Annotated in this window: 17 protein-coding genes; 2 read left to right on the plus strand and 15 right to left on the minus strand. The window is 38.5% G+C overall.

Features of this window, described 5'->3' with window-relative positions; all coding sequences use genetic code 11:
- Window positions 1-82: 82 nt before the first annotated feature.
- The 3 genes from HMPREF2984_RS04515 to HMPREF2984_RS04525 all read right to left on the minus strand — a co-directional run bounded on the left by HMPREF2984_RS04515 (window position 83) and on the right by HMPREF2984_RS04525 (window position 3629).
- Entirely contained in the window at window positions 83-493 is a 411-nt protein-coding gene (locus tag HMPREF2984_RS04515) for a peptide deformylase (RefSeq protein ID WP_059221459.1), read from the minus strand.
- 64 nt (window positions 494-557) lie between these two features.
- On the minus strand, window positions 558-1457 hold the full coding sequence (gene scrK, locus HMPREF2984_RS04520; protein WP_070670625.1) for a fructokinase ScrK: 900 nt from the start codon (window positions 1455-1457) through the stop codon (window positions 558-560).
- Window positions 1458-1730: 273 nt separating this feature from the next.
- A complete protein-coding gene (locus HMPREF2984_RS04525) occupies window positions 1731-3629 on the minus strand; it encodes a sucrose-specific PTS transporter subunit IIBC (RefSeq protein WP_070670603.1) in 1899 nt (632 codons plus the stop codon).
- A 191-nt stretch (window positions 3630-3820) separates the two neighbouring features.
- Here HMPREF2984_RS04525 and HMPREF2984_RS04530 point away from each other — a divergent pair, with 191 nt between their 5' ends.
- Both HMPREF2984_RS04530 and HMPREF2984_RS04535 read left to right on the plus strand, forming a co-directional pair.
- Window positions 3821-5278: a sucrose-6-phosphate hydrolase gene (locus HMPREF2984_RS04530; protein WP_003039426.1), complete on the plus strand. Its 1458-nt coding sequence runs from the start codon at window positions 3821-3823 to the stop codon at window positions 5276-5278.
- A complete protein-coding gene (locus HMPREF2984_RS04535; RefSeq protein WP_003039503.1) occupies window positions 5259-6224 on the plus strand; it encodes a LacI family DNA-binding transcriptional regulator in 966 nt (321 codons plus the stop codon). Before HMPREF2984_RS04530 ends, HMPREF2984_RS04535 begins: the two co-directional genes overlap by 20 nt.
- Before the next feature lie 59 nt (window positions 6225-6283).
- Here the strand turns inward: HMPREF2984_RS04535 and HMPREF2984_RS04540 are convergent, their stop codons facing one another.
- The 12 genes from HMPREF2984_RS04540 to HMPREF2984_RS04595 all read right to left on the minus strand — a co-directional run bounded on the left by HMPREF2984_RS04540 (window position 6284) and on the right by HMPREF2984_RS04595 (window position 21824).
- Window positions 6284-7120, minus strand: coding sequence for a Cof-type HAD-IIB family hydrolase (locus tag HMPREF2984_RS04540; RefSeq protein WP_003039829.1), 837 nt, complete (start codon window positions 7118-7120; stop codon window positions 6284-6286).
- Window positions 7121-7262: 142 nt separating this feature from the next.
- On the minus strand, window positions 7263-8186 hold the full coding sequence (locus tag HMPREF2984_RS04545) for an ATP-binding cassette domain-containing protein (RefSeq protein WP_003026175.1): 924 nt from the start codon (window positions 8184-8186) through the stop codon (window positions 7263-7265).
- A 10-nt stretch (window positions 8187-8196) separates the two neighbouring features.
- Window positions 8197-9264 carry an ABC transporter ATP-binding protein gene (locus tag HMPREF2984_RS04550; RefSeq protein WP_003039437.1) on the minus strand — a complete coding sequence of 356 codons (1068 nt, stop codon included), beginning with the start codon at window positions 9262-9264 and terminating at the stop codon, window positions 8197-8199.
- Window positions 9265-9272: 8 nt separating this feature from the next.
- Window positions 9273-10199 carry an oligopeptide ABC transporter permease OppC gene (oppC, locus tag HMPREF2984_RS04555; RefSeq protein ID WP_003026180.1) on the minus strand — a complete coding sequence of 309 codons (927 nt, stop codon included), beginning with the start codon at window positions 10197-10199 and terminating at the stop codon, window positions 9273-9275.
- Window positions 10199-11695 carry an ABC transporter permease gene (locus HMPREF2984_RS04560; protein ID WP_049534436.1) on the minus strand — a complete coding sequence of 499 codons (1497 nt, stop codon included), beginning with the start codon at window positions 11693-11695 and terminating at the stop codon, window positions 10199-10201. The genes oppC and HMPREF2984_RS04560 overlap by 1 nt, the downstream gene beginning before the upstream one ends.
- Before the next feature lie 376 nt (window positions 11696-12071).
- Complete coding sequence (locus HMPREF2984_RS04565) at window positions 12072-14051, minus strand: peptide ABC transporter substrate-binding protein (RefSeq protein WP_070670605.1); 1980 nt, start codon at window positions 14049-14051, stop codon at window positions 12072-12074.
- Window positions 14052-14248: 197 nt separating this feature from the next.
- Complete coding sequence (locus HMPREF2984_RS04570) at window positions 14249-16225, minus strand: peptide ABC transporter substrate-binding protein (RefSeq protein WP_070670607.1); 1977 nt, start codon at window positions 16223-16225, stop codon at window positions 14249-14251.
- A gap of 164 nt (window positions 16226-16389) precedes the next feature.
- Window positions 16390-17076, minus strand: a complete 687-nt coding sequence (locus tag HMPREF2984_RS04575; protein ID WP_059221464.1) for a B3/B4 domain-containing protein — start codon at window positions 17074-17076, stop codon at window positions 16390-16392.
- Window positions 17077-17238: 162 nt separating this feature from the next.
- The gene (locus HMPREF2984_RS04580) at window positions 17239-18849 is read right to left on the minus strand and encodes a CTP synthase (RefSeq protein WP_070670609.1); all 1611 of its coding nucleotides are present in this window, start codon (window positions 18847-18849) and stop codon (window positions 17239-17241) included.
- 182 nt (window positions 18850-19031) lie between these two features.
- Window positions 19032-19619, minus strand: coding sequence for a DNA-directed RNA polymerase subunit delta (gene rpoE / locus HMPREF2984_RS04585; protein ID WP_022525152.1), 588 nt, complete (start codon window positions 19617-19619; stop codon window positions 19032-19034).
- Window positions 19620-19856: 237 nt separating this feature from the next.
- Window positions 19857-21140, minus strand: a complete 1284-nt coding sequence (tig, locus tag HMPREF2984_RS04590; protein WP_070670611.1) for a trigger factor — start codon at window positions 21138-21140, stop codon at window positions 19857-19859.
- Between the two features lie 120 nt (window positions 21141-21260).
- Window positions 21261-21824 carry a TIGR01440 family protein gene (locus HMPREF2984_RS04595; protein WP_070670614.1) on the minus strand — a complete coding sequence of 188 codons (564 nt, stop codon included), beginning with the start codon at window positions 21822-21824 and terminating at the stop codon, window positions 21261-21263.
- Between the last annotated feature and the right edge of the window lie 39 nt (window positions 21825-21863).

Below are 21863 nucleotides of genomic sequence, written 5' to 3' on the forward strand. Positions count from 1 at the left end.
AATGTCAAGGAAAAAGTTTCTATGAGAACTAATTTTCAAACAAATTAAAACTCAACTCTATAAAAGCTGAGTCGTCAGATTATTAAATCAAAATCCCTTCCAAATGATCCAGTTCATGCTGACAGATTTGTGCGGGAAAATCTTTCAAAGTCAGTGTTTGCTTTTGCCAATGCTGATCCAAATAGTCAACTGTAATTTCCTTATAACGAGTCGTCAAACGACTACCCGCAAGTGACAAACAGGATTCTTCCGCTCGGTAAGGAGATAACTTCCTTTTCAAAATAGGATTGAACATGATAACAGGCACCATACCATACATAAAAATAATAACTTGTTTCTGAACTCCAATCATATTGGCTGCCATTCCGACACACTTATCTTGATTTGCTTTTAAGGTATCAAACAAATCTTGTCCAATTCCGACATCTTCTTTGCTTGCTAGTTGTGCTTTTTGCTGCAAAAACAACATATCTTTTACAATTGATTTAATCATTTCTTCCTCATCAAAAAAAGAGCAAGCTCATTCCATATTCGCTCACTTGCTCTCAATTACTCAATTATCCTTTGGCTTTTTCACTGACTTTTTTAGCTAAGACAAAATTTCCAAGTGTTGCTGATCCATTTCCTGCAACAGCTGGCGTCACAATGTAATCACGCACATCTGGAACAGGCAGATAACCATTCAACAAAACTGTGAACTTTTCACGAACACGGTCCAACATGTGCTGTTGCGCCATAACACCTCCACCAAAGACAATCACATCAGGGCGGAATGTCACCGTTGCTTGAATTGCTGCTTGCGCAATGTAGTAGGCTTGAATATCCCAAACAGAGCTGTTTAGTTCAATATTTTCACCTCGAATGCCTGTCCGAGCCTCTAAACTAGGTCCAGCAGCCAGCCCTTCTAAACAGCCGTTATGGAAAGGACAAACCCCATTAAATTCTTTTTCTACATCCATTGGGTGTTTTGCAACATAGTAATGCCCCATTTCTGGATGACCCGTTCCACCGATGAATTCTCCACGCTGAATGGCACCAGCACCGATTCCCGTTCCAATAGTATAATAAACCAAATTTTCAATACGACCACCAGCATTGTTTCGTGCTACTATTTCACCGTACGCAGAGCTATTAACATCTGTCGTAAAGAAAATCGGCACATTCAATGCACGCCGCAAAGCACCAACAATATCAACATTTGCCCAGTGTGGCTTGGGTGTAGTTGTAATAAAACCATACGTTTTTGAATTTGGATCAATATCAATCGGTCCAAAAGAACCAATTGCCAATCCCGTCAAATTCTCAAAGCGTGAGAAAAATGCAATTGTTTTATCCAATGTTTCAATCGGTGTAGTCGTTGGAAATTGTGTTTTCTCAACCACTTCAAAATTGTCGCCACCAACTGCACAAACAAATTTTGTACCACCAGCTTCTAGGCTTCCATACAATTTTGTCATTTCAAAACCTCTTTTAATTTTGTTTTCTTCTCTATTCATTATAGCATATCCTCGTATGACTTCTGAGTAAAAATCTTACTTTTTCTTCTCTTTTTCAAAGAAAAGGGAGTGGGAAAGAACCGGAAAAAGTTCGTTTCCCACCCCGCACAGTTGATTGACAACTTTGAGACGTGAAGCGAGCAAAGAAAACAATCAACCGCTGTGTTAATGTGTTTTGTTAACTAAAAGTGAAGAAGCTGAACTTTTTGTTCAGCCTCTTATCACATTACAAGGTTAGGCTTTCAGCTCAATCACAGCATCGCCTTTCGCTACTACACCTTCTGCAACAGGAATAACAGAAGCATAATCAGCTGTGTTGGTAACAATCACCATAGTTGTGTCATCCAGACCAGTAGCTGCGATTTTAGCAGTGTCAAATGTTCCAAGAATATCGCCAGCTTTCACCTTATCACCTTGAGCAACTTTTTGATCAAATCCGTCACCGTTCATAGAAACTGTGTCAATACCTACGTGAATCAAGATTTCAGCACCATTTGCCGTTTTCAAGCCGTAAGCGTGACCAGTTGCAAATGCAATTGTCACTTCTGCATCCGCAGGAGCATACACAACACCTTCACTAGGTTTTACCGCAACTCCTTGTCCCATAGCACCGCTAGAGAATACTGGGTCATTGACATCTTTCAAGTCAACCATTTGACCAACGATTGGAGAAACAATTGTTTCATCAGAAAGGACTGGTGCAGCTGCTTCATTAGCTTCTACTACTTCTTTTGCTTCAGTCACTTCTTCTTCAGCATCTTTGTAACCAAATACGTAAGTCAAACCAAATCCAAGACCAGTAGTTACAAGTACCATGAAGATATATTGAAGAACTTGCCCATTCAGATAGAGAAGTGTACCTGGGATAATAGTAATACCAAATCCAGTACCAGCAAGTCCAAGAATAGATGCTAACCAACCACCAGCAGCACCGGCAACAAGACCAAGTACAAATGGTTTACCATAACGTAAGTTTACCCCGAAAATAGCTGGTTCAGTAATTCCAAGACCTGCAGAGAGAGCAGCTGGGAATGCAAGAGCTTTTAGTTTTTTAGATTTTGTTTTTACACCAACTGCAAGAGTTGCACCCGCTTGGGCAGTCATAGCAGCTGTGATGATCGCATTAAAGGCATCTTTTCCTTCATTTGCAATTAATTGCGCTTCTAATAAGTTGAAGATATGGTGAACACCGGTTACCACGATAAGCTGATGTACACCACCAAGGATGAGGCCAGCTAAACCAAACGGCAAAGCAAGAATAGCTTTTGTTGCAGCAAGAATGACATTTTCAAGTGAGTGGAAGATCGGACCAATGACAAAGAGTCCAAGAACTGACATCACAAGGAAGGTCAAGAATGGCACAACGAGCAAATCAAGCACATCTGGAATTTTCTTATGCAACCATTTTTCAAGTTTCGCACCAAGTAATCCAATGAAGAAGGCTGGCAATACTGAGTTTTGATAACCAACTACTGGAATGAAACCAAAGAACATGATTGGCTTTGCAGCACCAGAAGCTACATCCCATGCATTTGGAAGAGCTGTATTGACCAACATCAAACCAAGTACAATACCAATAACTGGATTACCACCGAATACACGGAAAGCTGACCAAGAAATCAAAGCCGGGAAGAAGGCAAAGGCTGTATCTGTCAACACAACTGTGTAAGTATAGAAGTCTGATGCAGCGAATGCTTTTGAAGTTGTGCCAAATAACCCAAGAATTGTATCGTTATTAATCGCACCACGAATCCCCATGAAGAGACCTGTTGCTACGATTGCTGGCAGGATTGGCACAAATACGTCACCAAATGTACGAACGGCACGTTGGAACCAATTCCCCTTTTTAGCTGCTTCTGCTTTTTGTTCACCAGTTGAAGACGTAGGCAAACCAAGTGCTACCACTTCATCATAGATTTTATTCACTGTACCAGTACCAAAGATAATTTGATATTGACCTGAGTTAAAGAAAGCTCCCTGAACCTTTTCAAGATTCTCAACTCTGTCTTTATCAATCTTAGCTTCATCTTTGACCATGACACGCAGACGGGTCGCACAGTGAGCAACACTACTTACATTGTCACGTCCGCCAATGGCCTCAATGACTGCTTTTGCAATGTCCTTATTTTCCATTTGCATCTCCTTATTGAAAATAATTAAAATTTATGAAAGCGATTTAATCGCTCCTACGACTATTATTTTAACATGATTTCAAAATATGTCAAGCGTTTTGCAGAAATTTAATTTTTTTCTATTAAAAAGTTGATTTTTTCAGAGAAAACGTTTACTATATAAGTAAGAAAACTATCTCGGAGGACAAAAGATTGGCTTGGACAACCGAACAACGCTACAAACGCTATGAACAATGGACTGAAAACGAAATCCAACAGATAAAAGAAAAAATTGCTGCATCACCTTGGCGTGCTGCCTACCACGTAGAGCCTGATACGGGGCTTTTGAATGACCCAAATGGTTTTTCCTATTTTGACGGAAAATGGATTGCCTTCTATCAAAATTTTCCATTTGGTGCAACTCATGGGCTCAAGTCTTGGGTACAGCTTGAAAGTGATGACCTCGTACACTTCACAGAAACCGGTGTTCGTGTTCTGCCAGACACCCCATTAGACAGTCACGGTGCTTACTCTGGCTCTGCCATGCAGTTTGACGACAAACTTTTCCTATTCTATACTGGGAATGTCCGTGATGAGAATTGGGTTCGTCACCCTTACCAAATCGGTGCTTTGCTGGACAAAGACGGACATATTCAAAAACTAAACAAGATCTTGATTGAACAACCTAAGGATACTACAGATCATTTTCGTGATCCTCAGATTTTTAACTACCACGGACAATTTTATGCCATTGTTGGGGGACAAAACCTTGACAAAAAAGGCTATATCAAGCTTTATAAAGCGGTTGACAATGACTATACAAACTGGGAAGAAGTCGGTAATTTACACTTTGAAAATGATAACACCGCCTACATGATGGAGTGCCCAAATCTTGTCTTTATTGATGAGAAGCCTGTTTTGCTCTACTGTCCTCAAGGTTTATCAAAAGAAATTGTCCCTTATGACAATATTTATCCAAATATGTATAAAATAGGTCAATCGTTTGACACAAAGAAAGTAGCAATTGTTGAACCTAGTCCTCTGCAAAATTTAGATTATGGATTTGAATGCTACGCCACTCAAGCTTTCAATGCTCCAGATGGCCGTGCCTTAGCTGTCAGCTGGCTGGGTTTGCCAGATATCGCTTATCCATCTGACCGTTTCGACCACCAAGGAACATTCTCTTTGGTCAAAGAATTAACCCTAAAAGACGGTAAACTCTATCAATACCCTGTCCCAGCTATCACATCCTTACGCACAGATAATATCCAAACGTTTGCTAACCAAGCGCAAACAAAGAACTGCTATGAATTAGAACTAGAATTTACAACTGATTCACAAACTGAGATCGTCCTTTTTGCAGATCAAGAGCATAAGGGGCTACGCATTTGCTTTGACATCAAAAATGGTCAAGTAACAGTTGACCGTAGTCAAGCCGGTGAGCAATACGCTCTTGAATTTGGTACCGTTCGTAGTTGTACGATTGAAAACCAAGCTACAACCGCTACTATCTTCATTGATAAGTCAGTTTTTGAAATTTTTATTAACAAAGGAGAAAAAGTATTTTCAGGCCGCGTTTTCCCTCATGAAAACCAAAACGGTATTTTTATCAGCGAGGGAAATCCAACTGGAACTTACTATGAGTTAGATTATGGTCGCGAAGTTAACTGATGTTGCAAAAATTGCTGGGGTCAGCCCAACCACTGTGTCTCGTGTAATTAACAAAAAAGGTTACCTCTCAGAAAAAACGATTACAAAAGTCAATGAGGCCATGCGCGAGTTGGGATACAAGCCCAATAATCTCGCTCGTGGCTTACAAGGAAAATCCGCTAAGCTGATTGGACTGATTTTCCCAAATATCAGTCACGTCTTTTATGCCGAACTCATTGACAAATTAGAACATGAGTTATTCAAAAGAGGCTACAAGACAATCATCTGCAATAGCGAGCACAATTCAAGTAAGGAAAAAGAGTATCTGGAGATGCTAGAAGCCAATCAAGTGGATGGCATTATCTCAGGCAGCCACAACTTAGGCATCTCTGATTATGACCGTGTAACAGCTCCCATTATCTCTTTTGACCGCAACTTATCCCCTTCCATTCCTGTTGTATCTTCGGACAACTATGCTGGTGGTGTCTTGGCTGCAGAAACCTTGGTCAAATCCGGTGCCCAAAATATCATTATGATTACCGGAAATGATAATTCAAACTCCCCGACAGGTCTCCGCCATGCAGGTTTTGCTTCCATTCTACCTGATGCACCAATTATCAATGTATCAAGTGACTTCTCTCCTATTCGCAAAGAAATGGAAATCAAAAATATTTTAAAACATAGAGAGCCTGATGCCATTTTTGCTTCAGATGATCTGACAGCCATTTTAATCATGAAAGTTGCTCAAGAATTGGAAATCAAAATTCCAGAGGATCTAAAAGTCATCGGCTACGACGGAACTTATTTTGTAGAAAACTACTATCCCCAACTAGCCACCATACAGCAACCATTGAAAGATATAGCTTGTTTGCTGGTAGATTTGTTGCTCCGAAAAATTGCTGGTGAAGAAGTTGTGACAACCGGCTACTTTCTTCCCGTGCACCTCTCTTCAGGAAAGAGTATTTAATTCTGTAAGATAGTGAAAACCCACTTAAGATTTCTCAATACTTAAGTGGGTTTTAGTGTCTATTCGTTGTCTTTATATTTTTCTGCCAGAAGCACATCATCAATAGCCTGCGCACAGCCACCGTGGTCGTTGTCTGCCACAACAATATCTGCTAAATTTTTGATAGTCTCATTGGCATTTCCCATAGCAACACCAAAACCTGCTTCGCGAATCATGCTTTCATCATTGTCAGCATCCCCAACAGCAATGATTTGCTCCATAGGAAGATTTAATTTTTGAGCAAGGTGAGCTAAACCCTGCCCCTTTTCAACTCCTTGCGCTGTTAGTTCAAGACCACTTACTTCAGCTTTTATCATCGTTATCTTTTCAGACAATAAAGTTTCATACGATTGATCTCGATCCCTTGCCGTAAAGTGATAAATATTGATTTTGTCAAAATGCTCTCTCTCCTTAGCTAACAAATCGTAAATGTTATCCACCAAGATAGCTGTTTTATCATAAAGTTCAGTATAAATTTCCATATAATAGTTAGCAATATTCTCAAAATGTGATTTTTGAAGATAGCCTTGTCCGTCAATCATACAAACCAGCATCAAATCTTGAGCTTCTGCTATCGCCTTCACCTTATCCACTGCTATAGCAGGCAAGGTTTGCTTAGCTAAAACGCATTTAGCCTCCAAATCATAAATCAATGCACCACTTGCAAGAATAGCATAGCGAATCCCGCGCAAATCATCTCCATAAGGAAGCAGTTCTGACAAAGAGCGTCCTGTTGAAAGTACAACTTGTTTACCAGCATCTTGAGCTCTCCCAATCGCTTCAACGCTGCTTTTGGCAATCGTTTTTTTACTAGTCAAAAGTGTTCCATCCATATCAAACGCAATCAATTGATACATTCCATTACTCCTCTTTTCTATCATATCTAGTATAGTACAGTTTAAAATAGAATCGTCCAGAAAAAGATAACATGAATTCAAAAATCACTCTAGATAACCTCTAAAGTGATTTTTAAAATTCTCTCAAAGTCAAAGAATGATGTTATAATTCTTTTTTATATTTTTCAACTTCTGCTTTATTAGCCCACACAAAGTGTCCAGGACGAATTTCGACCATTTCTGGCTTATCCGTTGAATAATCATGCTGATTAGCATCATAGACTTTCAACACTTTCTTCCGCTCCAATATTGGATCTGGAATTGGCACAGCTGACAATAAAGACTGAGTATAAGGATGAATTGGATTGTTAAAGAGTTCTTCTGTTTCAGCTACTTCGACAATCACACCCTTATAAATAACCGCAATACGATCTGAAATGAAGCGTACAACCGATAAATCGTGAGCAATAAAGAGATAAGTCAAACCTAATTCTTTTTGGAATTTTTTCAGTAGGTTTAAAACTTGTGCCCGCACAGACACGTCCAAAGCTGAAATCGGCTCATCGGCAATGACAAAATCTGGTTCCATAACAAGCGCACGGGCAATCCCAATCCGCTGACGTTGACCACCAGAAAATTCATGCGGGTAACGCGTTAAATGCTCTGATAACAATCCAACTTCATGAATAATATCTTTCACTTTTTTCTTGCGTTCTTCTTCATCTTTAAATAAGTGGAAATTATACAAGCCTTCCGAAATGATATAATCAACTGTCGCACGTTCATTCAAACTAGCAGCAGGGTCTTGGAAAATCATTTGAATTTTACGAATGATTTCTGACTCTTCTTCTTTTGATTTTTTGCCATTAATTTTTTTCCCTTCAAAGAAAATCTCTCCATGACTCGTATCATTTAAACCAATAATCGCACGACCAATTGTTGTTTTACCAGAACCAGATTCTCCTACAAGTGAAAACGTTTCTCCTTTATTGATAAAGAAATTAGCATTTTTAACAGCAACAAATTTCTTGCTTCCCTCACCGAAGGAAATTTCCAAATCTTTAACTTCTACTAATTTTTCAGGCATTTCCTTCCTCCTAGGCGTCTAAATGGGCAAAGCCCATTTTTGAGCTAATTTTTTCGTGTAAATCATCAATAACAGCTGGCTTATTCACTTTTGGAGCATTCTCATGTAACAACCATGTTTTTGCCCAATGGGTATCCGTTACATAGATTTGAGGTGGCTTCTCTTCAAAGTCAATTTCCATAGCATAATCCGAACGCAAGGCAAATGCATCTCCTTGCAAATGTGAATAAAGAGATGGCGGCGTTCCAGGAATTGAATACAACTCACCCTTGTCATCTGCCAACTGAGGTAGACTAGATAACAAACTCCAAGTATAGGGGTGGCGTGGGTCGTAAAAAACTTCTTCTACTGTTCCGTATTCAACGATTTCACCAGCATACATAACCGCAACCTTATCGGCAATACTTGCTACCACTCCCAGGTCGTGGGTGATAAAAATAGTTGTGAATTCATATTCGTGTTGCAAAGATTTCAACAAATCAATGATTTGTGCTTGAATCGTAACGTCAAGCGCTGTCGTTGGTTCATCACAGATAAGGATATCAGGTCGACAAGCAAGCGCAATAGCGATAACAATCCGTTGACGCATTCCTCCTGAATATTGAAATGGGTATTCATAAAAGCGCTTTTCAGCATCAGGAATGCCGACCTTATTCATATAGTCAACAGCCATTTCTTTCGCTTCTTTAGGCGTTTTCTTTTGATGCTTGATAATCACTTCTGTAATTTGGCTACCGATTGTGTTAATAGGATCCAAACTTGTCATCGGATCTTGGAAGATTGTCGCAATTTTAACACCACGTATAGGTTCCCAATCTTTATTTGACTTCAATTTTGTCAAATCTTGCCCCCGATAATCAATCGTTCCTTGAGCAACTCGACCATTTTCTTCTAACATTCCTGTAAATGTCTTTGTTAAAACAGACTTACCAGAACCAGATTCCCCTACAAGTGCAAGAACTTCACCTTCAATGAGGTCAAGCGAAACACCACGAATAGCTGTTAAGACCTTATCACGAACGTCAAATTCCACGACAATATCGCGAGCAGTCAATATTACATTTTTTTCTTGTGTCATATTTACTCCTATCTATGTGTACGTGGATCACTAGCATCCGCTAAGTTTTGACCGACAACGAATAATGAGAGGGAAACCAAAATCAAGGTTGTCAATGGAATCCAGAAAAGATACGCATTTGTTGTCACGTTTTGTGAATAATCTGAAATTAACCGTCCCAAACTTGGTACTGTGACAGGAAGCCCCAAACCAAAGAACGATAGAAATGCTTCATAAGAAATGAAACTTGGCAGCAGTTGTGAAGCCGTGGTCACAATAACAGAAACCAATTGTGGCATGATATTTTTTACAATGATTTTCAGTGTTGGCGTACCCAAAGTTCGGCTGGCAAGGTTATATTCCAAGTCGCGATAACGCATGATTTGGATACGAATCGTATAAGCAATCCCAACCCAACCTGTGATGGTCATAGCAAAAATCAAGTTCCAGAAACCAGCACCAATTGAATAAGTCAAGACAATGACAATCAAGAGAGATGGGATGTTAGAAATGATATTGTACACTTCCATCATGATACGGTCAACGGTTTTGGAAATTCCCCAGATACCACCAATCACAATACCAATAACTAAGTTAATCACAGTTGCAATGACGGAAATGAGGATAGAGTTACGAGCTCCAAACCATACTCCGTCAAAAAGGGATTTCCCGTTGCTATCTGTACCAAACCAATATTGACCATTTGGTTTAATATAACGCGCACCGAAATCATTCACCTTGCTGACATCGTTAAAGTCAAAATCTGAGAAAATCGGATAAATGAAACTCATCAAAATAATAGCGACCAAAATTCCCAACATGATAACTGTTGATTTCTTTTTTAGGAACTGACGCATAACTGATTTCCAGTAAGAATAGGCTGGAGCATCAATCGTTTCAGAGGCAAAATCATCGCGTTTGACAAATTGGAACTTAGTCTTATCAATTGTAGCCATTATTTACCTCCTTTTGATGTTAATTTAATACGTGGGTCAAGTACTGTCATCAGAATATCACCCAATAGAAGAGCGAAGATAGAAAGACATGTAAAGATAAAGACAAGACCAACGACCATAGAGTTATTTGAAGCTTTAACAGAGTCAATCAACATCTTACCCATACCAGGGAAAGCGAAGACTGTTTCAGTCAAAGTTGCACCTGTAATAACCCCAATAACTGAGTTTGGAATGCTGGATACAAGTGGCACCATGGCATTTTTGAAAATATGTTTATTTGAAATTTCTTTTTCAGAAAGACCTTTTGCACGTGCAAAACGAACAAAATCTTGTGATTGCAAGTCAATCATATAACGACGAATCCACACTGCTGTCCAAGGTGCACTCAAGAGCCCAAGAATAACTGCCGGCAGCACATAAGAGCGCCAATCACCTGCTCCCAAAATAGGGAATGAATCAGGCAAGCCAATTGCTGAGCCAATCAACCGAATGATATAAACCAAGGCAATAGTCGGCAGTGACATTAAGAAAGTCAAAGCACCGGTTGAAATACTATCAAACAATGTATTCTTAAAACGAGCCATATAAGATCCAAGTGGAACGGCGATTAAGTATGACAAGGCCAAACCAATCAACCCAACAATAGAAGAGCTCACAATCATAGATGGATATTGATAATTGCTCTCTGTCGCCGTATAAGGATCATCTTTTCCGTAATTAGCAACATCGCGTGCATCGGCTTGTTTTGGAGACTTATATGTACGTGTATAAATATTAACAGATGATGTTTTCTTTCCTGTTGGAAATTGAACTTCTGAAGTCTGCGTTTGACCTTGCCCTTGTGAAATAACTTGTAGGACAGGGAGATTTGCATAGGTTGGATAGGAGATTCCCAGATTTAATCTCACAAAATTTTGGTGGATAAATGGAAACCGACTATTGAAGTACAATAAATATTTATGTTTCGTTCCAGAACCAACAACAGACCAACCAATAGCAGGATCATTTTCAATGCGAATATAACGCTTCAAATTCGGATTAGAAGCATCTTTCACAGCACCTGTATGGTCAATTTGAATCAAATTACCATAGAAACCAAGAACGCGTTCATAGACTGGAACTTCACGAGTTGCATAAAATTGCTTGCTTTCTTTAAATTGCTGCAATTTCCAACCGCGTCCCAGCTTTTTGATGTAAGCTTCATAGATTTTTTTATTTGCATTAGTAGGTTCTACTGTTACAGAGGAATTCTCTTTACTAGCTTTTTCTTGCAATTCCTTCGTATCATAGTAGTCAATGTAACCCATACGCTCAAAAATCGTATTTTCGTAATTGGCTTTTTTATCAGGAGTTGTCGCTATTTTGTTATAGTTTGGGTCCTGTTTGAAAATCAACTTCCTAGGCACCATGGTATAGATAATGGTGTAAGTCAGCGTTGTTACCATGAAAATAGATACTAAAGAGCGTAAGATACGCATAAAAATATATTTCTTCATTTACCGTTTCCTTTAAAATCCCAAAAGAACTTTCCCTCCTGTTAGAGAAAGTTCTGATGAGAAGTTTATTTTACATGATCTGCTAATTCTTTTTGTATTTTAATGATTCAGCATGAGTCACATCAGATATTCCACTTTAATAACTATGGTTAAGTTATTAAACATAACCTGTCAGCCAAGACCGAAGGAACTGATAGAGAAATGCCACGCGTCACGACAAATACCTATTTTCAATTTTAGAATACCTTCAATTTTTAAACTGATTGTTTAAAATTATATCACAATTCTGGTTAATTGTAAAATCAATTGTCAGAATATTTTTATCATAATTGAACTTTTTTTGTTTTTCTGTTAAATTTTATCTAATTTTTTTCAATTATTTAACATGATCTGCAAGTTCTTCTTGAGCCTTTTTATTAGATTCTGTGCGCTTTTTATTCCATTTTTCCATTGCTTTCTTGTATTGATTTTGAGTCACAGGCTCATCTTGGAGTTCAAGATATTTATATAGAATGATTTCACTATTCCCTTTGTTTCCTGACCAAGCAAATGGATTGCTAAATGGTACTGTACGAGAAAGAATTGGACGACCAGTCAAGGTTGTTGTCGGAATAACCAAAGCATTATCAGTCAACCAAGCTTGGGCTGCAGCATATTTTTCATAACGTGCATTCGTATTGTTGGTTTCTTTTTCAGCCTCATTCAACAACTTTTCATATTCGTTCATACCAACTTGTGCTGCAGCAGCGTTGTTCGTGCCTGCATCAAATCCTAGATAAGTCTTAGTGCTTTCACCGCTTGAAGGCTTGATAACATCAAGATAGGTAGATGGGTCTTGAAAATCTGGGCTCCAACCAACATTATCAGAAAGATCCCAATCTTCTGCCGCTGCAGATTCGGCAAAGTAAGTGATATTATTCACATCGTCTTTAGACATTTGTTGAATATCAATCACAACATTTTCTTTCCCAAGATTTTTTTCAATAGATTGTTTCAATGATTGTACACGTTGAACTTTATTAGTTGCTGTTTGGTCAACTGGCATATCAATGTGGATTGGGAATTGAACGCCATCTGCTTGAAGTGCTGCTTTCGCTTTCGCTAATTTTTCTTTAGCTTTAGTTGGATTATAAAGCCCATCTTGCGCATCATTTAAGTTGACATCTTTCCAACTTTCATCGTAGCCAATCAATTTTTCTTTGACCAATTCTCCAAAGCTCTTGTCATCTGTTTGAACAAATGTTGGTGGTACAAAGAGATTACGGAGCATCTTCGTCGCACCGTCTTTACCATTCACCTGTGATGCATAAGCTGTGCGGTCAAATGCAAAGGTAATCGCTTGACGGAAGTCTTTATTTAGCAAAGCTTTCTTAGTAGAAGTCTTTTGAGCATCTGTTGTCTTTGAAGTATGTTTGTAAGATTGACGGTCAATGTTTGTAGCTACTAGGTAAGTCGTTGCATCTTGCGGAGTATAAACGATGTTGTTTTTGTATTTCTTGCTGACAGAAGCATAACTTGGACTTGTTGGAAATACTTTGGCATTGGTAAATGAGCCATCACTAAATCCTTTAGCAAGTTTGTCTTGGTCTTGACCATCATAGTAGGATAACTTGATGTTGTCAATGTGCACATTCTTCTTATCCCAGTAGTTTGGATTTTTAGCAAATTCAACAGACGATTTCGCTGTGATAGATTTCAGCAAGTATGGACCATTATAAAGAAGACTAGATGGGTCTGTTGCTTGTGCAAATTTATTGCCTTTTGATTTCAAAAATTCTGCATTAACTGGTGCTAGAACGCCCATTGTTGTTTTAGAATTCCAAAAACTTTCTGGTCGATTAAGCGTGTATTGAACCGTGTAATCATCAACTGCTTTGATACCGACAGAAGAGAAATCTTTATTTTCACCCTTCATGTAAGCATCCAAGCCTTTAACAGAATCTTGCACCAAGTAAATAGCATCAGATTTATTATCCGCAGCATATTTTAAGCCTGTCACAAAGTCTTGTGCCTTAACTTCTGCATACTCTTCACCCTCTGATGTGTACCATTTCACACCCTTACGAAGTGTATAAGTATAAGTCAAGCCATCCTTGGAGACTGTCCAATCCTTCGCTACAGAAGGAACTAGATTTCCGTAACGGTCATTTTCCAAGAGTCCGTCAATGACATTACTGGTAAGATTTGCAGTAGCTGCTTTCCCAGTTGTCAAATAGTTCAGGTTATCTGGATCTTGCTCATAAATATATGAGAATGTTTTGTTCCCCGAGCTTGTTTTAGAGCTAGAACAAGCTGCTAGAGCTCCTGTTGCAAGCAAGGCTAGCGCTGCAAGGGTAATGATTTTACTTTTCTTCATGAATATTCCTCCCAAAATCATTATTTTTATACATTCTAGCACACAAAATATAAAAAGTAAATAGAATTTTCTAAATTTTATGACATATTTTTTTAGACCTAGTATCAAAGGGATTATATTAATCTTACAATTTTATAGATAGAAAAAAGCAGATGAAACCCACTTTTAAGTGAGTTTTACCTGCTTTTATAAATGTATTATTTTACATGATCAGCTAATTCATCTTGAGCTTTTTTATTAGACTCGGCTTTTTCTTTTTGCCATTTCTTCTTAGCTGCTTCATAGTCTTTCTTAGTGACAGTATCGTTACCGACTTTAATGTATTTGAAGTAGGTTGAGCTACCTTTACTACCTGTTTGCGCAAATGCACCTGAGAACGGTTGAATGCGTGACACAAAAGTTCCGGCACCTGTTGAAGCCATTGTTGGTAAGACAAGTGAACTGTCTGTTAACCAAGCTTGTGCTGCTGCATATTTTTCATAACGTTTTGCAATGTCTGTTGTTTCTGCACCTGCTTCATCGACTAATTTATTATATTCGTCCAAGCCAACTGCTTTAGCACCAGCATTTTCACTACCAGAGTCAAATCCAAACCAAGTTTTCGTATTATCAGAAGATGTTGATTTCAAAATGTCAAGATAAGTAGATGGGTCTTGATAGTCAGGAGTCCAACCAACGATACCTGAGAGATCCCAATCTTCGCTAGCTGCATTCGGAGCATAATAAGTGATGTTCATTACATCATCTTCTGACATCATATTCAAGTCCATGACAACATTTTCTTTGCCAAGCACTTTTTCAATAGATTGTTTCATAGATTGCATACGAGCAACAAAGTTTTTAGAAGTTTCAATTACAGGAACATCTATGTGGATTGGGAATTGCACACCTTGAGCTTGCAATGCTTCTTTTGCTTTTGCAAATTTCGCTTTTGCTTTGTCTGGATTGTACAAACCGTTTTGTGAATCTGCTAATTTGACACCCTTCCAGTCATCACCATAGCTAGCTAATTTTTCTTCTACAACATCGCTAAATGATTTTTCTCCAACTTGGACAAAGTCAGACGGTACAAACATATTGCGGATTGCTTTAGCAGCGCCCTCTTTACCATTGACTTGTGCAGCGTAAGAGTCGCGGTCAAGCGCAAAGTTCAGCGCTTGACGGAAGTCTTTATTCAACAATGCTTTTTTCGTTGAATTTTTTTCTTCATCTGTTTTTTTAGCAGTGTGGTTGTACGTTTGACGGTCAATATTAAGTCCTAAAACTGCTGTTCCTGCACCAGCTTCTGATGTATAGATATTGTCTTTGAAGTCCTTTTCAAAAGTTGAAAAGTTTGAACTTGCTGGGAAGAGACGTGCATACGTATAAGCACCATCTTTAAAGTTACGTGCTAATGAATCTTGGTCTTGACCATCATAATAAGCCAACTTGATGCTATCAACATTTACTTTATCTTTATCCCAATAATGTTTGTTTTTAACATATTCTACCGCAGATTTTGCTGTGATAGCTTTCATCAAGAATGGTCCATTATAAAGGATTGAGTTAGGGTCTGTTGATTGGCCAAATTTATTTCCTTTAGATTTCAAAAATTCGGCATTGATTGGCCACATAATGGCAGAGGTTGTCTTAGAATTCCAATATGGTTCTGGCTTGTTCAATGTATACTGAACAGTATAATCATCAACTGCTTTCACACCTACCGTTGAAAAGTCTTTTGTTTGACCATTCACGTAAGCATCTAAACCTTTAATTGAGTTTTGAACCAAATAAAGCGCCTCAGATTTTTTATCGGCAGCATGTTTCAAACCAGTTACAAAGTCTTGCGCTTTAACTTCTGCGTATTCTTCCCCTTCTGATGTGTACCATTTGGCACCCTTACGAAGTTTATAAGTATAGGTTAAACCATCTTTTGATACAGTCCATGACTTAGCCATTGATGGTACAAGATTTCCATATTTGTCATTTTCTAACAATCCGTCAACTCCATTTGTCACAAGATCGCTAGTGGTTGCTTTTCCTGATGTTACATAATCCAAAGTTTCTGGATCACTAGAATACACATAACCAAATTTTGTTTCAGCTGAGCTCGATTTCGAACCCGAGCAAGCAGCTAAAAGACCAGACGTTAAAAGAGCTAGCCCCGCAACTGCGATGATTTTACTTTTTTTCATAGTTACCTCCGAAAAGTATGATATATTCTAATTATACTATATCTTCATAAAAAGTAAAGAATTTTCAAACAAATCTTTTACTAAAAAATGTGATTGTATTCCAAATGCTTTCAAACAACGGACTCACTTCTCGTATCCTATTGATGGATACATTGCTTTTTAGGTTATTTCCCCTCTGGGTGAATGACATACGTTTCAAAATCCAGATTCGGCATACATTCTGCTAAATTGTTCTCAATGCGCTTCAGTGCTTCTAAACGCATTTCAACAGATGTATGAGCATTTCCTTGAATGATAAAAATAGCATTCTTTGTCTCGTCATCAAATTTATAGTTTTCTCCGTCACGAACATCTAGCCATGCTAAAATTCCTTTTTGATCACGATAAACATAATCAGTCTGTGAAACGTGTTTTTCCGTAGATAAAATCGGTAGAAACACATCTTCTTTTTGACTAACCGTAAATTCAATTTGCCCCGCTATTTTATCCAAATCATGCCCACCAATGGCTAATAAAGAATGTAAAGATTCAACATTATAAATATCAATAATACTATTAATATTCGGGATGGATCCACGATGTCGAATATTCCGAATAAGCGCCAAAACGGTAGGAGGATTCTTCTTGACACTACGTCCGACACTTTGCAATAAATCCTTGTAGCCTTGAATGACTGGAGTATCAGACACCTCATCAATATCGCAATTCAATGCCCACTTTTCCATCTCTTTTTGCTTTTTCAAAAATGAAGCAGGTAAAGGTGCACGTGGATCTACATTTTTAGCGATGCCAATAACCACATTTTTAATCCCAAGCATTGCGAGACTTTCATTCAGTATAAACTTCATCATGATCCACCTCCGTTTTATTATTTATTGAGCTCATCAACTATTCAAATTGTATCATTTTTAGGAGAAAATTTCTTACTTTAGTTTTAAAATGCTGTCTTTCATTCATATTGACAAATTTTTCTCCTATGAGAAATGCTAAAAAGACTGGAATTGCTTCCAATCTTATTTCTCACTATTTTCAACTGCTGCTGTGACAAAAGCGGTATAAAGTCCTTCTGGACGATTAGGACGGCTAGATAATTCTGGGTGGTATTGACAAGCCACAAAGAATTTATTTTCTGGCATTTCAACAATTTCCACCAGACGATTATCAGGTGAAACTCCTGAGAATACAAAACCAGCATCTTCAAATTGTTGACGGAATTCATTGTTAAATTCGTAACGGTGGCGGTGGCGACGCTGAACAACCTCTTGATTATCATAAGCTGCAGCTGCTTTGGATCCACGTTTTAGTTTAGACGGATACAGTCCTAAGCGAAGTGTCCCTCCCATATCTTCCACATCAATCTGATCACGCATCAAATCAATAACAGGGTGCTTCGTATCAGGATTTAATTCTGAAGAATTAGCATCTTCAAATCCTAACACATGGCGAGCAAACTCAACACAAGTCAACTGCATACCAAGGCAAATTCCAAGCATTGGCACATCATTTTCACGAGCATATTGAATGGTCGCAATCTTTCCTTCGGTTCCGCGATGACCAAATCCACCTGGCACAATAATACCGTCTGCATCTTTCAACAATTCGGCGACATTTTCCGTTGTGACATCATTCGCATTGACCCAATTCAGCTTGATTTCTGCATCATTGGCATAACCAGAGTGCTTGAGAGCTTCTACAACAGAGATATACGCATCTGGCAACTCCACATATTTCCCAACAAGCGCAATTTTCACTTGTTTCTTCAAGTTCATGACTTTATCAACCATAGCAGACCAATCTGTCATATCTGCTTCTGGCACGTCCAACTTCAAGTGATCACAAACGATTTGGTCCATGTTTTGTGCTTGCAAATTCAGCGGAATTTGATACAAATGTTCCACATCTAGCGACTCAATCACTGCTTCTGGTGCTACGTCACAAAATTGCGCCAATTTATTTTTAATATTTTGACCTGCTGGCTTTTCAGTGCGAATGACCAGCATATTCGGTTGAATACCCAGACCACGCAATTCTTTTACAGAATGCTGAGTGGGCTTCGTTTTCATTTCCCCAGCAGCTTTCAGATAAGGAAGCAAGGTCGTGTGAATATACATTACATTATCTGCACCGACATCTGCCTTCATTTGACGAAGCGCTTCTAAGAATGGCAAGCTTTCAATATCTCCAACAGTTCCTCCCACTTCTGTGATAATCACATCCGAATCGGTTGTCGTTGCAGCACGCTTAATCTTTTCTTTTAAAGCATCTGTAATGTGTGGAATGACTTGAACTGTTGCTCCAAGGTACTCACCTTTACGCTCTTTTCGAAGAACTTCACTATAAATCTTACCTGTTGTGACATTTGAATATTTATTTAGGTTAATATCAATAAAGCGTTCATAGTGCCCCAGATCCAAGTCTGTCTCTGCACCGTCGTCCGTCACAAACACTTCCCCGTGTTGGTAAGGACTCATCGTTCCTGGGTCAATATTGATATATGGGTCAAACTTTTGAATAGTCACCTTAAGGCCACGGTTTTTCAAGAGACGACCAAGACTTGCTGCCACAATCCCTTTACCGATCGAACTAACTACACCACCTGTAACAAAAATATATTTTGTTGCCATAAATACTCCTTATCTAAAATACAACGTCCATTGCTTTTTAAGACGTGTTCATGAATAGCAAAACAAAAATAGCTCCCTAGAGCTAGGGAGCTTCGACTTCTTAAAAGAAGTGCCCGATATTATAATATCGCAGAATAAAACTTTTGTCAAATGAGAAAATAAGAATACATCATTAAATTTGACTATTCTTCATCTTCTCCATCTACTTCATCGTCAGAATAATCTTCGTCCTCTTCATTGAGTTCGACTTCTTCACCTAAATCATCAGGTGCGATTTCATTGATTTCAGCATCATACGCTTCAACTTCACTCTTCTCGTCGTCCAGATTGTCCTCGTCGTAACTTAGAGCAGGATCAGCTTCGTATGAGTCTTCATCCTCTGGATCATCATCACTGTAATCAATAGCATTTTCATCACCGTCCATAAAGGCGTTCACACGTTTCTTCTTCCGTTTCTTCGGAGTTTCTTCATCGTCTTCTTCAAGTGTGATAATTTCTTCATCCACCTCGTCAATCGCATACCATGAACGCAAGCCCCATTTGTTATCTCCAAGAGGAATGAAACTGCCGTCTACATTTAGCTCTGTATAAAAAAGCGGCAAGGCTTCACGAATATCACTATTTGATTTTTCAAGGTAATTTTGAATTTCATTGACAAGATCATTAAAATACATTTCATGATTGCGACCACGTGTTTCTAAGATAGCACGCGCTACTTCAATCATAGAAAGTTCACTTTTTTCTTGTCCAGCAAATACTTCTAATTCCAAAGTCAATCTCCTTTTAAGTCTGAGGGCTTCTGCCCTGTTGGCTCTCAAATATTTAATTTATTGAATTTTTCGCTACTTTTTATTGTACGATAAAAATCTTCTTTCGTCAAAAGAATTTTATCCTCTATTCAAGAAAATCACCATTTTTACCAAAATGACTTCCGCTTTTATAAAAAAAGAAGCAAAAAGGCAATTCAGCCAATTCTCTGACTGAACTTGCCTTATGTTATCGCTCGATTATTTTACTTTTGCAGTACTTGTAATCAATTCAACGGCTTTTTTAATCACAATATCATGTTTCAACATATCTGCTGAAAGAAGTTGACGAACGCGTTCTACTTCCATATTGTAATCAGCGGCAAGTGAAGCAATTTCTGCTTCAATGTCTTCATCACTTGCTTCAAATCCTTCTGCTTTCGCAACAGCTTCAATCACAAGGTTGGTTTTAGTACGTTTTTCAGCATCAGCTTCATGTTGCTTGTGAAGGTCTTCTTGCGTTGTACCAGTGATTTGGAAATACATATCTGGTGAAATACCTTGACGTTGCATGTTTCCAAGGAATTCATTCACAGAGCGATGAACTTCTTCGTGAACCATTTCTTCTGGCAACTCAACGATTTCTGCATTTTCTACTGCAAGATCAAGTGCTGCAGATTCAACTGCGTCATCAAAAGCAATTTCTTTTGATTCAGCTAATTCTTTGCGGTATTTTTCTTTTAATTCGTCAAGTGTTTCAACATCTTCGTCAATGTCTTTCGCTAGTTCATCATCTAGTTCTGGAACTTCTTTTTCTTTGACTTCATGAATGGTTGTAACAAACTTAGCATCTTTACCTGCAAGGTCTGTTGCTTGATAGTCTTCTGGGAATGTCACGTTTACTTCTACTGTTTCGCCAGCAGCATGTCCAACCAATTGATCCTCAAAACCTGGAATGAATTGACCGCTTCCGAGTTCAAGTGAGAAGTTATCTCCTTTACCGCCGTCAAATTCAACGCCGTCAACTGTTCCAACAAAATCAATCACAACTGTGTCGCCATTAGCAGCCTTGTCTTCTTTCAATACAAGCTCTGCTAAATTATTGCGTTCGCGTTCAATTTTTGCATCTACATCTGCATCAGATACTTCTTTAGAGACATCAACAGATACTTCTAAGTTTTTATACTCACCTAATTTTACTTCAGGTTTTGTAACCACTTCAGCGGTAATGGTCCAATCTTGACCTTTTTCCATAGAAGCCACGTCAAATTGTGGTTGGGCAACAACTTCAATTTCTGCTTCTTTAACTGCAGCTTCATAAGCAGCTGGGAGAAGGGCGTTCAGGGTGTCTTGGTAAAGAGCTTCTTCCCCAAATTTTTGGTTAAACACCGGACGAGGAAGATGACCTTTACGGAAACCTGGTACATTCAGAGTTTTCTTAACTGAGTTAAACACGCGATCCAATTCTGGCTTGATTTGTTCTTGACTGATTGTAAATGTCAAAACTCCGCGATTTGTTTCTTTGCTTTCAAATGATACAGACATTCTGTCATTTCTCCTTAAAATTTATTGAATACAATCAATTATACCATAAATACACGTTATTTCACAAATTTTCTAATGAAAAATTTAACGATTTTTCCGTCCATTTGCTGATTTTGCTCTTTATGCTTTCCGAATTTTATCCTTTTGGTAAGCAGCTCGCGCTCCACCGATTAGCTTAGGGCGGCTAGCAAGCGCAGTCACATGCGCTTCTCCGAGTTCTCTCAAAATTGGTCGAACTGGGATTTGAACGTGTTTAACATGCATACCAATCGCCGTATCTCCGATATCTAGCCCCGCTTGAGCCGTGATAAATTCCACCTCAACTGGATCGTTCATATATTTAAAAGCAGCTAACTGCCCGCTTCCACCGGCATGCAGAGTGGGCAAGACATTGACAATTTCTAGATTTCGTTTTTGAGCCAACTCTCGCTCCACAACCAAGGCTCGATTAACATGTTCGCAGCCTTGAACAGCTAAGTAAAGACCACGCTCGGATAACATATCCAATATGGTTTTGACAATGACTTCTCCCACTTCTTGGCTGGAATTTTTTCCAATATGCCCTCCAATCACCTCACTGGAAGAAAGTCCAAGCACAAAAATATCACCAGCAGAAAGAACTGATTTTTCTAAAACATCTGCTAAAATTGTTTGTGTTTGTTCTCTAAGTTTTTGTAAATTCATGATTTCACCTCGTTTTAATTGTATTATAAATGATTTTTA

Source organism: Streptococcus sp. HMSC066E07 (genome assembly GCF_001814695.1).
Classification (GTDB): Bacteria; Bacillota; Bacilli; order Lactobacillales; family Streptococcaceae; genus Streptococcus; species Streptococcus hominis.